The sequence below is a fragment of the Streptomyces sp. NPDC103540 genome (assembly GCF_055584445.1).
In genome coordinates, this window is sequence record NZ_JBVJMA010000003.1 from 265,541 (window position 1) to 279,922 (window position 14,382).

13 protein-coding genes and 2 pseudogenes are annotated in these 14,382 nt (G+C 72.7%); 4 read left to right on the forward strand and 11 right to left on the reverse strand.

The window, feature by feature from the left end:
• Nucleotides 1–75 precede the first annotated feature (75 nt).
• The 3 genes and pseudogenes from ACZ6ZI_RS09210 to ACZ6ZI_RS09220 all read right to left on the reverse strand — a co-directional run.
• Nucleotides 76–326, reverse strand: a pseudogene (locus tag ACZ6ZI_RS09210) (AraC family transcriptional regulator); the annotation flags it as partial.
• A 19-nt stretch (nt 327–345) separates the two neighbouring features.
• Nucleotides 346–759, reverse strand: coding sequence for a VOC family protein (locus ACZ6ZI_RS09215; protein WP_363053680.1), 414 nt, complete (start codon nt 757–759; stop codon nt 346–348).
• A gap of 101 nt (nt 760–860) precedes the next feature.
• On the reverse strand, nt 861–1,805 hold the full coding sequence (locus ACZ6ZI_RS09220; protein ID WP_469518136.1) for an alpha/beta fold hydrolase: 945 nt from the start codon (nt 1,803–1,805) through the stop codon (nt 861–863).
• Between the two features lie 137 nt (nt 1,806–1,942).
• Here ACZ6ZI_RS09220 and ACZ6ZI_RS09225 point away from each other — a divergent pair.
• A pseudogene (locus ACZ6ZI_RS09225) lies at nt 1,943–2,554 on the forward strand (TetR/AcrR family transcriptional regulator); the annotation flags it as partial.
• Between the two features lie 115 nt (nt 2,555–2,669).
• Here ACZ6ZI_RS09225 and ACZ6ZI_RS09230 read toward each other — a convergent pair.
• The 7 genes from ACZ6ZI_RS09230 to ACZ6ZI_RS09260 all read right to left on the reverse strand — a co-directional run bounded on the left by ACZ6ZI_RS09230 (nt 2,670) and on the right by ACZ6ZI_RS09260 (nt 9,728).
• A complete protein-coding gene (locus ACZ6ZI_RS09230) occupies nt 2,670–3,941 on the reverse strand; it encodes an ATP-grasp domain-containing protein (RefSeq protein ID WP_469518138.1) in 1,272 nt (423 codons plus the stop codon).
• Nucleotides 3,934–5,214, reverse strand: a complete 1,281-nt coding sequence (locus ACZ6ZI_RS09235) for an MFS transporter (protein WP_469518140.1) — start codon at nt 5,212–5,214, stop codon at nt 3,934–3,936. The genes ACZ6ZI_RS09230 and ACZ6ZI_RS09235 overlap by 8 nt, the downstream gene beginning before the upstream one ends.
• The gene (locus ACZ6ZI_RS09240) at nt 5,204–5,773 is read right to left on the reverse strand and encodes an RBBP9/YdeN family alpha/beta hydrolase (RefSeq protein ID WP_363053676.1); all 570 of its coding nucleotides are present in this window, start codon (nt 5,771–5,773) and stop codon (nt 5,204–5,206) included. Before ACZ6ZI_RS09240 ends, ACZ6ZI_RS09235 begins: the two co-directional genes overlap by 11 nt.
• A 3-nt stretch (nt 5,774–5,776) precedes the next feature.
• The gene (locus tag ACZ6ZI_RS09245) at nt 5,777–6,709 is read right to left on the reverse strand and encodes an arylamine N-acetyltransferase family protein (RefSeq protein ID WP_469518143.1); all 933 of its coding nucleotides are present in this window, start codon (nt 6,707–6,709) and stop codon (nt 5,777–5,779) included.
• Between the two features lie 49 nt (nt 6,710–6,758).
• On the reverse strand, nt 6,759–7,691 hold the full coding sequence (locus ACZ6ZI_RS09250; protein ID WP_469518145.1) for a 2Fe-2S iron-sulfur cluster-binding protein: 933 nt from the start codon (nt 7,689–7,691) through the stop codon (nt 6,759–6,761).
• Nucleotides 7,688–8,689, reverse strand: a complete 1,002-nt coding sequence (locus ACZ6ZI_RS09255) for a diiron oxygenase (protein ID WP_469518146.1) — start codon at nt 8,687–8,689, stop codon at nt 7,688–7,690. Before ACZ6ZI_RS09255 ends, ACZ6ZI_RS09250 begins: the two co-directional genes overlap by 4 nt.
• A gap of 433 nt (nt 8,690–9,122) precedes the next feature.
• Entirely contained in the window at nt 9,123–9,728 is a 606-nt protein-coding gene (locus ACZ6ZI_RS09260; RefSeq protein ID WP_469518149.1) for an MmyB family transcriptional regulator, read from the reverse strand.
• A 491-nt stretch (nt 9,729–10,219) separates the two neighbouring features.
• Between ACZ6ZI_RS09260 and ACZ6ZI_RS09265 the strand changes: the two genes are divergently transcribed.
• From ACZ6ZI_RS09265 to ACZ6ZI_RS09275, 3 genes are all read left to right on the forward strand, one after another.
• A complete protein-coding gene (locus tag ACZ6ZI_RS09265) occupies nt 10,220–11,593 on the forward strand; it encodes a beta-ketoacyl-[acyl-carrier-protein] synthase family protein (RefSeq protein ID WP_469518151.1) in 1,374 nt (457 codons plus the stop codon).
• A complete protein-coding gene (locus ACZ6ZI_RS09270) occupies nt 11,590–11,994 on the forward strand; it encodes a pyrophosphohydrolase domain-containing protein (RefSeq protein WP_469518153.1) in 405 nt (134 codons plus the stop codon). Before ACZ6ZI_RS09265 ends, ACZ6ZI_RS09270 begins: the two co-directional genes overlap by 4 nt.
• Before the next feature lie 99 nt (nt 11,995–12,093).
• Nucleotides 12,094–13,515 carry a hypothetical protein gene (locus ACZ6ZI_RS09275; RefSeq protein WP_469518156.1) on the forward strand — a complete coding sequence of 474 codons (1,422 nt, stop codon included), beginning with the start codon at nt 12,094–12,096 and terminating at the stop codon, nt 13,513–13,515.
• Here the strand turns inward: ACZ6ZI_RS09275 and ACZ6ZI_RS09280 are convergent.
• Nucleotides 13,497–14,345: a YhjD/YihY/BrkB family envelope integrity protein gene (locus tag ACZ6ZI_RS09280; RefSeq protein ID WP_469518158.1), complete on the reverse strand. Its 849-nt coding sequence runs from the start codon at nt 14,343–14,345 to the stop codon at nt 13,497–13,499. The genes ACZ6ZI_RS09275 and ACZ6ZI_RS09280 overlap by 19 nt on opposite strands.
• Nucleotides 14,346–14,382: the final 37 nt, after the last annotated feature.

Consider the following 14,382-nt stretch of genomic DNA (forward strand, 5'->3'; position numbering starts at 1 on the left):
GCCCCGCCCGGACGAGGGCGGCGACCGGTCCGTTCGGGCGTGGCGGGCCCGTCAGGCCGGGCGGGGGGCGGTGACGCCGTGGCGGGCCGCCGTCGCGGCGCGTTCCGCGCGGCGGGCCAGCAGGTAGGCGTGGGGCTGGGCACCGTACGCGAGGCGGAAGAGCCGGCTGAGGTGGCGGGGCGCCATGTCGGCGGCCCGGGCGAGCGCCTCGACGTCCAGGGCCGGGCGTGCTCGCGGTCGATGCGGTCGCGGACGCGGCGCAGTCGGGCGAAGTCGCTCCGACGCCGGGCGAGGGTCAGGGCCTCGCCCCATCCGGGGAGGCACATGCGGTACCTCCGCCCGGCCCTAACGCAGTTCCTGGATGCGGATCAGGTTGCCCGCCGGGTCGCGGAAGGCGCAGTCGCGGATGCCGTACGGCTGCTCGATCGGCTCCTGGACGACCTCGACGTCACCGGCCGACTGGATCTTCTCGAAGGTGCCGTCGAGGTCCGGGGTGGCCAGCAGGATCCAGCCGTAGGTGCCCTTGGCCATCATCTCGGCGATGGTGCGTCGCTCGTCGTCGGTGATCCCGGGGTCGACGGCCGGCGGGGCCAGCAGGATGGAGGTGCCGGGCTGTCCGGCGGGGCCGACGGTGATCCAGCGCATCTTGCCCTGGCCGACGTCGTTGCGGACCTCGAAGCCGAGGACGTCGCGGTAGAAGGCCAGGGAGGCCTCGGGGTCCTCGTGCGGGAGGAAGCTGGTGTGAATGCTGATGTCCATGGCCGAAACGTTAGTCCGGGCCCCTCCCCGCCGGCTTCTCCATTCGTGACCGGTCGGCGACGATCACGGGATCGGGTGGGGCGGGGCGGGACCCGTTCGGGCTACCGGGCGTGGTCGAGGGAGTCGACGTCCTCCATGAAGCTCAGCATCCGGGGGTTGACGAAGGCGGGGTGGTCGATCTGGGGGCCGTGTCCGGTCCCCTCGACGATCTCCGCGCGGGCCCCGGGAATGATGCGCGGGACGCGTTCCAGCTGTCGCTTGGGGTGCACCAGCAGGCTGCGCTTTCCCATGATCAGGTAGAACGGCGTGCGGATCGTGCCCAGTTCGGCGTCGCTGAGCGGCAGCGGGGCGGGTCGGCGGATCCGGAAGGCGCGGACCTGGGCCTGGATCCAGACGCGCAGCTCGGGGACGACCAGCACGGGCTGCTCCAGCCAGGAGGCCAGGCGCGGGCGCAGTGCCTTGGGCGCGAAGGTGGCGAAGAGGCTGGCGAAGATCCACACGAAGAAGCGCAGGCCCACCTTCTCCAGTCCGCCCGGGTCGAGGGCGGTGACGGAGGCGAGGCGTTCGGGGCGGCGGTGCACCTGGTTGATGACCAGCCAGCCGCCGTAGGAGGACCCGACGAGGTGGACGCGGTCCAGGCCGAGGCCCTCGAACACCTCGTCCATCCACTGGGCGGCGCGCTCGGGCTGCCACATGGGTTCGCGATGGACGCTGCGGCCGGGGTCGCCGGGGGTGTCGAAGGCGTAGACGGGTCGTTCGGCGCTGAGCGCGGGGGTGTTGGGGTACCACATCGCGGAGCAGCCGCCGGAGCCGTGGATGAGGACGACGGGCGTACGGGACTCGGCGGCGGGGTCGGTGGGGCCGAACCGGTAGACGCGGGTGGTGCCGAAGCTGGTCTCCACGTCGGTCTCGGAGCGGATGGGCGCCCCCATCGCGAAGAGGGCGTCGCAGGTGGCGAAGTAGCGGTCGCGCAGGGTGTCGTTGACGTAGCGGCCGATGTCGCGGCGCGGACGGGACGGGGACGGCGCGGACGGGGAAACGGGCACGGGGCACCTCCTGGTGGATCCGTTCTTCGTGGTACGACCGTATCATTGTCTTGGTACGGCGGTACCATGAAAATCACCGGGACCCACCGGGACCCATCGGGACCCACCGAGGCCGACGAACAGGAGAGCCGCAGACCATGCCGAAGCGCGTGGACCACGAGGAACGGCGGGCGCAGATCGCCGAGGCGCTCGTCCGGGTCGCCGGACGGCGCGGACTGCACGCCGTCGGCATGCGCGACGTCGCGGCCGAGGCCGGGGTGTCCCTGCGGCTCGTCCAGTACTACTTCGAGACCAAGGAGAAGCTGCTCCTCTACGGGCTCCAGCACCTGACCGACCGCTTCACCGCCCGCGTCGGCGCCCGCCTCGCCGCCGTCGGGCCCGCCCCGGGCCCGCGCGAGACCGCCGAGGCCCTGCTGCTGGCCTCGCTGCCCACCGACGAGGAGAGCCGCACCTTCCACCTCCTCTACAGCGCCTACGCGATCCTGTCCGTGACGGACGAGTCCCTCGCCGACCGGTCGTTCATCGCCAACCCCGACGCCGCCGAGGACGCCCTGGCCGGGCTGATCGCCCGGGCGCAGGCGGACGGCGCCGCCGATCCCGCAGCGGACGCCCGGATCGAGGCGATCGGCCTGCTCGCGATGGCCGCGACGATGGGCACCTCCATCCTCGTCGGCCAGCGCGGACCCGAATCGGCCGTCGAGGTGCTGCGCCACCACCTGGACCGGATCTTCACCGTCCCCGCCCCGACCCCGGCCCCGGTGGACGGCGACGGCGACGGCGACGCGCACCGGTCCGCCCGGTACGACGGAGCGGCCCCGGATCCCATGGATCCGGGGCCGCCGCCCGCCGCCGCGCCCGAGGGCGTCAGTCCTCCGGCCGCACCTCGATGAGTCCGCCGCTGCGGTCCAGCGCGAGGACGTACTCGGTGTCCCGCGCGAGCACGTCCGGGTCCTCGTGGGCGAGGACGACCCGCCCGTAGGAGGTGATCAGGTCGACCGTCTTCTCGATCCGGTCGCCCGGCACCTGCGCGCAGGTGTCGAACAGGAAGCTGTCGAGGCCCCCGCACCGCTCCGCGATCCGGTTCGCGGTGAGCACGCCCGCCGTCGGCGCGAACAGGAAGCACTCCACCACCCCGCGGCGCAGGGTCGGCCGCACCCGGGTCCGCTCCAGGAACTCCGCCGGCGCCACGCGCGAGGCCAGCGTCAGGTCGATCAACGAGTGCGAGGACGAGGCCTCGACCAGCTTCGGTCCCAGCCCGCCGTGCATCCGCGCGCCCGTCTCGATGAGCACCGGGCCGTCCGCGGTGAGGATCAGTTCGCTGTGGGCCGGACCGTTGTCGATGCCCAGCGCCGCGAGGGCCCGCTCCACGTAGGCCACGACCTCCGGGTGCTCGCCGACGTCCACCGAGGCCATCGCGCGGTAGACCGGGTTCCCGTCGACCGTCTCCTTCTCGTACCGGAACATGTCGACGACGAACGCCTCGCCGTCCAGCGACACCGAGTCGACGACGAACTCCGGCCCCACCAGCCGTTCCTCGACCAGGATCTCGGTGATCGGCACCCCGGACAGGTCGCTGCGCGCGAACAGCAGCCCGCAGGCGGCGCGCACCTCGTCCAGGTCGGCGCAGAAGAACACCCCGTCGGTGGCGAAGGACTTCACCGGCTTCAGGACGTACTGCGCCAGGCCGCTCCCCGCGCACCAGGCCACGATCGACTCGGTGTCCGTGCCCAGGTGGTGCGGGATGTAGGGCACCCCGGCCTCCTTGAGCCGGGCCTGCATCAGGAACTTGTCCCGACGCGGCTCCGAAGGGCCGGAGTTGGGGCGCAGCCCCCAGTGTTCCGCGAGGGCGTCGTAGGCCTCGACGCCGGGCTCGGAACCGCAGATGAGGTGGCGCGGCCGGCCGCCGCACAGGGCCTCCACGGCCGCCGCGGTCCTCGCCACGTCCGTGAAGGGCACCTCCGCGGCGAAGTCGCCGGCCGGGTAGGAGGCGCGGAGCGCGGCGGGGAGCGTCCCGGGGGTCAGTACGGCGACGGCGTCCATGCCGTGGCGCTCGGCGGCGCGGCGGGCGAGGACCGAGCCGCTGGAGTACGGGTCCACCACCACGAGCCGGCCGGTCGGGTTCGGGGTGTCAGGCATGTGCCGCCTCCTTCTTCGGCTTCTTCGGCGTCGGCCCGTCCCCGTCGGCGGCCGTGGCCTCGGCCGTGTCCGCGGCCGCATCGGCCGGTCGGCCGGGCTCGGAGCCGCGTACGAACGTCATGGCGAGCGAGCCGACCAGGGCGCAGCCGGCGGAGAACCACAGGGCCGCCTGCCACCGGCCGTCGTCGAGCAGCCATCCGTAGAGGGCCGCCGCGCCGGCGCCGCCCAGGTAGAACGAGGACTGGCGCAGGCCGATGGAGACCATCTGGCGGGCCGGGGCGAAGCCCGACATCGCGACCGTGTCCAGCAGCGGCATCAGGCAGTAGTTGAACAGCAGGCGCAGCAGGTAGAGCACGACGAAGACGACGAGCGGCACGGTCAGGGACTGCACGAGCAGGCCGACGACCGCGAGCACGCCGAAGATCACCGCGCTGGGGCGCAGGGAGTAGCGCTTGACCAGCACGGGCGCGAAGATCGCGCCGAAGATGCTGACGATCTTGTCGGTGCCGAGGATGAGCGAGATGTCGCTCACGGAGATGTCGTAGACCTGCGCGAAGAGGACGTTGGCGAACCGGAAGAACAGCGCGATCGACGCGCCCAGGAAGCCGGCGGCGAGGAACAGCGCGACGAAGTTGCGGGTCTCCGGCGGCGCTTCGGGCGCCCGCTCCCCGGTCGCGGCGGCGGCCTGCGGGACCGCCTTGCCGGACGGGAAGCGCAGCACGAGCATCACGCACGCCGCGAGGAACGACAGCAGCAGGAAGAAGCGGTACTTCTCCAGGTCGCTCGTGTCCAGCCAACCGCTGACGACGGACACCAGCGCGGAGCCGATGACGCCGGCGCCCAGGTAGCTGATGAAGAACGCGCTGAACAGGCGCGTCCGGGCGGATTCGGGGACCTGCGCGCCCGCGATGGCGTTGCCCACCGACAGCAGGCCGAGCATCCCGGAGAGGATCAGGCTGAGCACGACGGAGGCCGAGGCGACCGAGGAGACGAACGGCAGCCCGGCGAAGGGCACGGTGTAGAGCACCGAGGCGCCGATGAGGAGCGCGCGCTGCGAGGCGTACCGGCGCAGGAACAGCAGCGGGACGACCGCGACGGCCATGGCGCCGGTGGCGATCGCGTAGATCACGCCCGCGTCGGCCTCCTGGATGCCGCGCTCGGCGAGGTAGAAGTTGAACACCACGTCGAAGATGGTGTTCGCGAGCCCCATGAAGAAGGAGGCGGCGAGATAGAAGTAGACGGGCCGGGGCACCGCCGAGAACCTACTGGGCAACGGGAACACGTTCCTGGGTCGGTACGGGAGCGGCTCCGGAGAGCCGCCCGATCAGCTCGGCCGCGTACGGCCACGGGCCGAAGCCGTCCCGCGTGGCGAAGTGGACCCCGCCCGGGATGACCTCGACCTCGCTCCCCCACCGCTTGCCGAGCGCCATGCCCCGCTGCAGCGACAGGAACGGGTCGTCGTCGGAGACGACGAGGTGCGTCGGCAGCGGCAGCGCGCTCGTCGGCAGGGGGGCCTGGGGGGCGATGGCGGGCATCACGTCGGGCGCGTCGACGTCGGCCGGGGCCACCAGCAGCGCGCCGACGACGCGGCGGTCGTAGCGGGTCGCGGCCCACTGCGCGATGGTCACCGATCCGCAGCTGTGCCCGATGAGGAAGACGTCCCCGTCGACGGCGCGCACGGCCTCGTCGAGGCGGGCGACCCAACGGCCGCGGTCGACGACCTCCCAGTCGTCCTGGACGACGCGGGTGAAGTCCGCGTAGGTGTTCTCCAGGTGCGTCTGCCAGTGGTCGGGGCCGGATCCGGTGTAGCCCGGGACGGTCAGGTAGTGCATGGGTCAGTGCCTTTCGGGCGCGGAGGCGTACGCGGGAACGGGCGCGGCGGGGGCGGGAGCCACGGCGGGAGCGCCGGCCGCGGGAACGGGCACGGCGGCCGGCGAGGGCTCGGGCGCCCCGGCCAGTGCCGGTGCCAGCTCGCGCTCGGGCACGACGAGGCCGAAGTGTCGTTCGAGCAGCGCGCGCAGTTCCGCGCGGTCCGCGATGGGGGTGGTCGTGCTGACGCCGTCGTGGACGACCGTCAGGAACAGGTCGCGGACGCTGACCCGCCCGGTGGGGGTGGGGACGCTCGCCACCTTGTGCCGGTTCAGCAGGCTGTCGGGGGAGGCGACCGTGTAGAAGTGCGCCATCTCCAGGTCGATGTCCGCCGCCGGGGCGTCCACGAAGCGGTAGATCTCGCGCCACTCGGTCGCGCCCGTCGCGTGCTCGCGGATGGAGACCTCCCACACCGGGGCGCCGCCCTCGCCGGCGGGGGCCACCTTGGCGACCCGGGTGGACAGCGCCGGGTGCTCGAAGCCCTCGCCGTCCACCAGCGGGAACGGGCCCCGGGGGCCCTGGGCGCCGTAGCCGATGTCGAAGAGCCAGCGGGTTCCGTCGATGGTCACGACGAAGACCTGGTGGGTGGCCGGGCCGAGACCGTACGTCGGGTTGACGCAGGAGGCGAGGCGGACCTCGTGGTCGAATCCGCAGGCCTCGAACAGCCACCGCATCATCAGTCCGGTCTCGAAGCAGATGCCGCCCCGGCGGCCCCGCACGATCGCCGCGTGCAGGACCTCCTCGCCCAGGCCGCGCTCCGCGTTGCGGTGCATGCCGAAGTTCTCGAAGGGGACGGTGTACAGGTGGGCCTCGTGCAGCCGGCGCAGGCAGTCGAGGGTCGGCTCCAGGGGTGTGCTCAGGCCGAGTCGGCCGGCGTAGTCGTCGATGAGCTGGTTCACAGCGGTCTTCCTGGTCATGAGGCGGGGGGCACCGGGCGTTCGGGGCGGGTCAGACGTTGAGGACGAGCCGCTCGCCGATCGACTTGCTCACGCACGGGATCATGTAGCGCGACTCGTCCTTCTCCTGGTCGGTCAGCACCTCGTCGCGGTGGTCGATGCGGCCGTCGTGCACCTGGACCTCGCAGGTCCCGCAGATGCCCTGCCGGCACGAGGACGGCACGGGTACGCCGTTGCTCTGGAGCGCGTCCAACAGGGGCTGGTTCTGCCCGAACTCGAAGGTGACGCCGGTCTTGGCGCACTCCACCTCGACGGACGCGGGCACGTCGCCCGCCGACCCCGCCGAGGGGCCGTCGGTGGCCAGGTTCCGGGTGCCGGGGACGAGTTCCGCGGCGGCCCGGACCTGCGCCACCATCGCGGGCGGCCCGCACACGCCGAGGGTGGCGCCGGTCGGGATGCCCGTGACGACGGCGGTCCAGTCGGGGCGGCCGTGCGCGGCCGTGTCGAAGACGACGACGGTGCCGTTCTGCGCGGCCGCCAGCGCGTGGAGCCGGTCGAGGAAGGGGAACTCGGCGGCGCCCCGGTCGACGTAGACCAGCCGCCAGTCGCGCACCCGGCCGCTCTCCAGCAGCGCGAGGATCGGGTTGACGCCCACGCCGGCGGCCAGGAAGTGGCTGAACGGTGCGGGGTTCTCGGCGGTGAACCGGCCGCCCGGCTCGCCGACGCGGACCCGGGCGCCGACGTGCAGCCGCGGCGACACGTGGTCGCGCTGTCCGCCGCGCTCGCGGGTGCGGACGGCCAGCTCGTAGCCGTCCTCGTCGGCGGCGACGACGGTGAAGGTCTTCACCCGGGGTCCGACGCGCAGCGTGACGTGCTGACCGGGTACGGCGGCCGGCAGGGGCGCGTCGCCGTCCTGGTGGGTGAGCCAGTACTGGGTGACGGTCGGCGTCAGGGCCCGTGCGGCCGAGACGATGGCGGGCCTCACGCGATCAACCCCGATTCCTGGAAGGCCTCGAGGGTGGCGCCGTGTTCCAGCGCCCCGGCCTCGATGAAGTACTGGAGGGTGGGCGCGGCGCCGCGGCGCACGTCGTCCACGGTCTTCTCGCGGGTGTAGACGTCCGTCATGACCTCTTCGACCTCGTGGCCGGCGAGCCCGGACGCCCGCAGGCCCAGGGCGGCGCTCTCGTAGTCCGGCTCCAGGAAGGCGAAGATCAGCCGGGGGATGTACGGGCCGGCGAGCTCGCGTTCGCGGCGCGTCATCGCGGGCCACAGGTGGCGCAGCAGCGTCGAGAAGTAGGAGTGGTGCTTGGCCTCGTCGACGGCGTGGTCGGCGACCATCTCGCGGACGCCCTCGGGGAGCCGTTCGTCGCGGGGCAGTTCGTCGAGGATGGAGGAAATGAGCGTCTCGCTGACGATGGCGAAGAGCATCTCGTCCAGGCCGCGGATCTCGCTCGGGAGTTCCTCGTGGATCCGGGCCAGTTCGGCGGTGAACGTCGGCGTGTCCGGCAGGGCCGGTGCGATGCCGGTGCGGGCGCGGACGTCGCGCAGGATCTCGTAGGTGAACTGCGCGTGCCAGGCCTCGTCGGTGACGATCTTGAAGGCGTCCATGCGCATCGGTTCGGGCAGGTCCAGTCCGGACATGCCGCGGCTGATGTGCCCGGTGACCGGGATGACGGCGCTCTGCTCGAGGTCGATCGTGAACTTGAGGTATTCGTAGAGGCGGTGGACGAGCAGCGTCTCGCGGACCTGCGGCCGCGCCGCCCGGAGGATCGGGTGGGCGAGGGCGGGTACGAGTTCGGGGCTGAAGAACAGCTCGCCGTCGCCGTCGAGCACCCGGACGGGGCTGTTGCGGACGGTGGCGACGCGTTCCCAGGTACGGAAGCGGCTGCGGTAGTCGGCTTCGACGAAAGCCTGGTCGAGGCGATTGCGTTGCCGGCGGGCGAGCACGGTCCGGTTGGCCGTGCTCGCGAATTGCAGTGCCATGCTCTAAGACCTTCATGTGACTGCTCAGGCCGTGGTGCGACCTGTAGGTGGACGTCAATGGCAGCGCGGTGCGCGCGCGATCTCAGGAATCGGTCAGGATCTCCGACGGGAAAATGCCCGTACGCGCCCACGAGATGACTCGCGTACGCCGGGACGGAGTCGACCGGATATCGGTCGACCTGTGTGAACGATGCGCCGGAAGGCTTTCGGTGGAAAACGCTTTCGGTGGCACGAGGATGGTCGGCGGCTCAAGCGTTCGTCAAGCGGCAGAAGTTTGCCGCTGTACCGACTTGTCCGTTTCCTGAGCATTGGGAATCGGACAAGGAGAACAAACGAAAGGCGACCGGCAAATGTTTGCCGGTCGCCCGTCGGAAGAATGCGGAAGCGGCAGAACTTTGCCGGTCCGCGGCGCGGTTCCGCGTGTACTGTGACGTTATTGCGAGTGGGGAAGGACGGACCCCGACGCGGCGGGGGGCCGCGCGGGGGACGTCGACACGGGAGGCGTCTGCGGAAGCAGCATCACGCAGCGCAGTCCGTGCTGATAGGCGGGGAGCAGCACCTGGGAGTTGACGGTGATCGGCTCCGGCGAGACGTGCGGCAGGCTCAGCCGGTACCGGTGCCCGTGGCGGAAGGCGATGACCTTCGGCCCCCGCGCCCAGATCCGGGCGCACTCGGGATCCCGCAGGACCTGGTCGAGGAGCTGGTCGAACGACTCCTTGTGCGTGCCCGTGGCCAGGGCGAACCGCACCATGGCGAGGTAGACCTCGGCGTGCCGGCCCCAGTCCAGCATCTGCTCGCGGGCGCTCGGATCGGTCAGCGCCCACCGCATCAGGTTCGCGCCGGGCTCCAGGACCCAGGGGAACCAGGTGGACATGAGGGTGTTGTAGCCGACGATGTTCCAGCAGGCGTCGGTGAGATAGGCGGGGAATTGCGTCTGGGCCGTCACCACCTGCAACAGCGCGAGCTGGTTCTCGGCCGCGCCCTCCTCGTCCGTGAGGGCGAGTCCCGCCCCGTCGAGCGCGCGACTGTAGAGGACCATGCGCTCGTCGGGCCCCAGAACCAATGCCTCGGAAAGCCGACCCAATATGTCACTGGACAGCGAAATAGAATCACCGGATTCCAGACTCCGGTACCACCGTTCGCTCACGCCCATGATTTCGGCGACTTCCTTCTGCGGAATCGCACGGTCCCGGCGCAGTTTACGACCCGCGTCACTCCGCCAGACGCGCAGGAGCTGAGGCAGCTCCATCACCTGGGGAGCGGGCTCGGAATCGGGAGCCCGTCTGTGAACGCCAGTTGTCCCCATCGTTAAAATTCCCCCCGCGATGGTGCTCACCCGTTCAGGGCGTGATCTGGTGTCGAAGTGTACCGCGCACCCCTGTCACGACCGCCGACTCGAAGCCCCATTGCGGGGTATCGGGTGACGCGCGTCTCAAGACCTTGCGCGGGCGTCCACGACGTGACTTTCATGCAGGCAACTGTCGAGCACGGACCGACAGTTGAAAGCATGGAACAGGAAAGCAGAACCACATGCACCAGCCGCCCACCACCCCCGGCCGGCACGTAGAAGTGACCCACGCGACACCTCGCAGGGTCGTCATCACCGGCCTGGGGGCGATCACCCCGCTCGGCGTCGGTGTCCCCTCCCTGTGGCGAGGACTCCTGGAGGGACGCAGCGGCGTACGCGCCCTGCCGGACGAGGAGTTCTCCGACCAGACGGTGCGCATCGCCGCGACCGTCCCCGTCGACCCCGCCGACCTGCTGCCCCGCGTCCGGGCCCGACGCATGGGCCGCGCCGCCCAGTTCGCGGTGGTCGCCGCCCGCGAGGCCTGGCGCGACGCCGGCTTCGAGGAGTCGGGGACCCTCGACAGCGGCCTCGACCCGAGCCGGGTCGGCGTGAGCGTCGGCACCATCATCGGCGGCGCCCCGGTCCTCGTCGAGGGGGACCGCAGGATGCGCGAGAAGGGCCCCGAGCGGGTCTCACCGCTCACCGCCGCCATGACGGTGCCCTCCCAGCCGGCCGCGCAGATCTCCCTCGAACTCGGGATCACCGGCGAGGCCCGGACCGTCATCAGCGCCTGCGCCTCGGGCACGGAGGCCATCGGAGCGGCCATCGACCGCATCCGCCACGGCCACGTCGACGTCGTCCTCGCGGGCGGCACGGAGGCCGCCGTCACCCCCGCCGTGATGGCCGCCTTCACCGCCATGCGCGCCCTGTCGACCCGCAACGCCGAACCCGACCGCGCCTCGCGCCCCTTCGCCAAGGACCGCGACGGCTTCGTCCACGGCGAGGGCGCCGGACTGGTCGTCCTGGAGTCCGAGGAACACGCCCGCGCCCGCGGGGCCCGCGTCTACTGCGAGGCCGCCGGCTGGGGGCTGTCCGCCGACGCCCACCACCTCGTCGCACCCGACCCCTCCGGCGCGGGGATCCTCCTCGCCCTGCGCCGCGCGCTCGCCGACGCGGGTTCCGTCCCGGCCGACGTCGTCCACGTCAACGCGCACGCCACCGCCACCGTCGAGGGGGACCTGGCCGAGGCCACGGCGCTGCGCCGCTTCCTGGACGAACGCGCGGCCGGCTCCCCGGACGCCGAGGGGGTGCCGGTCACGGCCGTCAAGGGCAACATCGGGCACCTCCAGGGCGGCGCCGGCGGCGTCGAGGGGGTGGTGGCCGCGCTCACCCTGCACCACGGCCTCGTACCGCCCACCCTCGGCTGCGACGACCGCGACGACGCCTGCGACCTGGACGTGGTGACGTTCGTCCCGCGCGGCCTGCCGACCGGCGGCGACGTCGTCCTCAGCAACTCCTTCGGCTTCGGCGGCCACAACGCGGTGCTCGCACTGCGCCGCGCCGGCGCCGACCACGCCTCCCCCACCTCCCCCACGACCGAAGGCAGGGCCGCATGACCACCTCACCCACCCCCCAGGAACTGGTCCGCGCGTTCCACGAGGCCTTCGGGCTGGACCTCGCGACCCGACCGACCTCCGTCGCGCCCGCGTTGGCCGCGCACCGTCAGGTGCTGCTCCAGGAGGAGGTGACCGAACTGGCCGAGGCCACCGAGTCCGGGCGGCTCGTCGACATCGCCCACGAGCTGGCCGACGTGGTCTACATCGCCTACGGGACCGCCGCCGTCCACGGCATCGACCTCGACGCGGTGCTCGCCGAGGTCCACCGCGCCAACATGTCCAAGCTGGGCCCGGACGGCCGCCCCGCCCGCCGCGAGGACGGCAAGGTCCTCAAGGGCGAGGCCTACGAGCCCCCGCGCGTGGCCGACGTCCTGCGCGCGCAGGGACACGAGCCGCGGTAGCCGCCGCCGGGCCGGGAGCGGGCCGAACGCGCCCGCCCCCAGGCCCGGACGGGGTAACCGGGCGCGCGGCGGCGCGCGGCCGGGGATCCAATGGACGGCATGAGCGTGCCGTCCGAGAACGTGCCGTCGAACCCGCCGTCGAACCCGCCGTCGAACCCGCCGTCGAGCCCGTCGTCGAACCCGCCGTCGACCCCGCCGCCCGGGAACGGGCCGACCGGTGACGCGCCGTCCGGCCCGCCTCCGCCCGCCGACGGTCGGCGGGGCGGGCGGGGCGGGCGGGCCGCCCGCGCCGGGCTGTCCGCCGTACTGATCGCGCTCACCTGCCTGCTGGTGCCGGTGTCACTGCTGACCGTGTGGGTCCACGACATCGTGTTGGACGACCGCCGCTACGTGCAGACCGTCACCCCGCTCGCCACCGACCCGGCGATCCGGGCCGCGGCCGTCGGGCGGATCACCCAGGCCGCCGACGTACGCGTGGACGGGCCCCGGATCACGGCCGACCTCGCGGCCTGGTTGCAGGACCGCGGGCTGCCGCCGGCGGTCGGCACCGCGGTCAGGGCGCTCGGCCCGCAGCTCGACGAGGCCACCGACCGGGCCGTCACGAAGGCGGCGACCCGCTTCGTCGAGGGCGACCGCTTCGAGCGGCTGTGGGTCGGGGCCAACCGCCTCGCGCACGCCTCCGTCGTACGGGCGCTCACCGGCCACGGGCGCGGGCCCGTCGAGGTCGACGGGGGCACGGTGACCCTGGACCTCGGCGCCGCCGTGGACGAGGTCAAGCAGGACCTGGTGAAGGCGGGGCTGGCCCCCGCCGAGAAGATCCCCGAGGTGGACAAGCGGCTCGTGCTCTTCCACTCCGACCAACTGGGGAAGATCCGCGGGGCCGTGCACCTCCTGGACGTCGTCGGCAACTGGCTGCCCGTCCTCACCGTCCTGCTGGGCGCGGCCGGGGTGCTGCTCGCCCGGCGCCGGCGCCGGGCCCTGGTCACCACCGCGCTGTGCGCGGCGGCCGCCTGCCTCCTGGTGTCCGTCGCGCTGGTCGTCGTACGCCACGTCTACCTCGACCGGCTGCCCGAGCAGGTGCAGTCGCCGGCGGCCGCGGCGGCCGTCTTCGACACCCTGGTGCGCTTCCTGCGCACCGCCCTGCGCACGGCGATCGTCCTGGGCGTGGTCGTCGCGCTCGGCGCCTGGCTCACCGGGCCCGGCCGGCTGCCGGGCGCCGTGCGGCGCGGCTCCGAACGCACCGCGGACTCCGCGGCCCGCTGGGGTCTGGCCCACGGGGTGGACCCGGGCGGCGCGGGCCGGTGGGTGGAGGCGAACCGGCGGTGGCTGACGACCGCCGCGGTGCTCGTCGTCGCCCTGGTCTTCGCCCTGTGGAACCACCCGACGGTGCTCACCGTGCTGTTGCTGGTGCTGGTGCTCCTCGCGGTGCTCGCCGTCCTCGCCCTGCTGGCCGCGGGCGGCCGGGCGGGACCGGCGGGACCGGCGGAGCGGACGGGAGCAGGTCAGCGGGGCTCCTCCTGAGGCGTGCCGAGCAACCGGGCCGGCCAGGGTTCGCGGGCGATGACCTGGCCCAGGGCGATGGCGACGGTGACGATGGTGAACAGCACGATCAGCCACGACAGCAGGACGAAGACCGCGCCGAGTCCGCCGAACTCCCCCAGACTGCGGTTGACCGCGGCCGGCATGTAGATCCGCGACCCCAGCGACAGCGCCTGCTGCCCCACACCGGCCAGCAGCGCGCCGGGCAGCAGCGGCAGCCACGGCACCCGGCCCCCGAGCAGCAGGTGCTGCGTCCACCACCACAGCAGGGTGGCGGCGAGGGTCGCGAGGACCAACCCGGCGATCCGCCCCGTCCCGAAGGCGTTCAGCACGGGGCCCTGGAAGAGCAGCGCCGTCAGCCACACGACGATCCACGCGACCCACCGCCAGGCGGCGAGCGCGGCCTTGGCCTTGGGCAGGTGCCAGGCCCGTTCGCAGGTGCTCTGGAGGGCGCGGCTGCACGCGGTCGCCGACAGCAGGGTCACGATGATGCCCACCCCGCCGGTGCTCGCCTTGGCCACCTCGTCGGTGGCGGCGTAGACGGCCGTCACCTGGTCCAGCGCGGCGTCCTGGAGGCCGACGGCGCTGCGCAGCGATTCGACGAGGTCCTCCTTGAGCCAGTCGGGGGCGAGGGCGGCGATCACGAACAGCGCGGGCACCCCGCCGAGGAAGGCCTGGGCGGCGAGCCGGGTCGCGCAGTCGAGGATCCGTACGCTGCGGAACTGGTCCAGCACCCGGCTCAGCAGCGGGGTGTGCCGGCGCATCCATCCGGGCAGCGGCAGCCGGCGCACCCCGTTGTCCTGTTCGCTCACGTGACGGCTCCTCGGGGACGCGCTCGCGGGCGGTCCC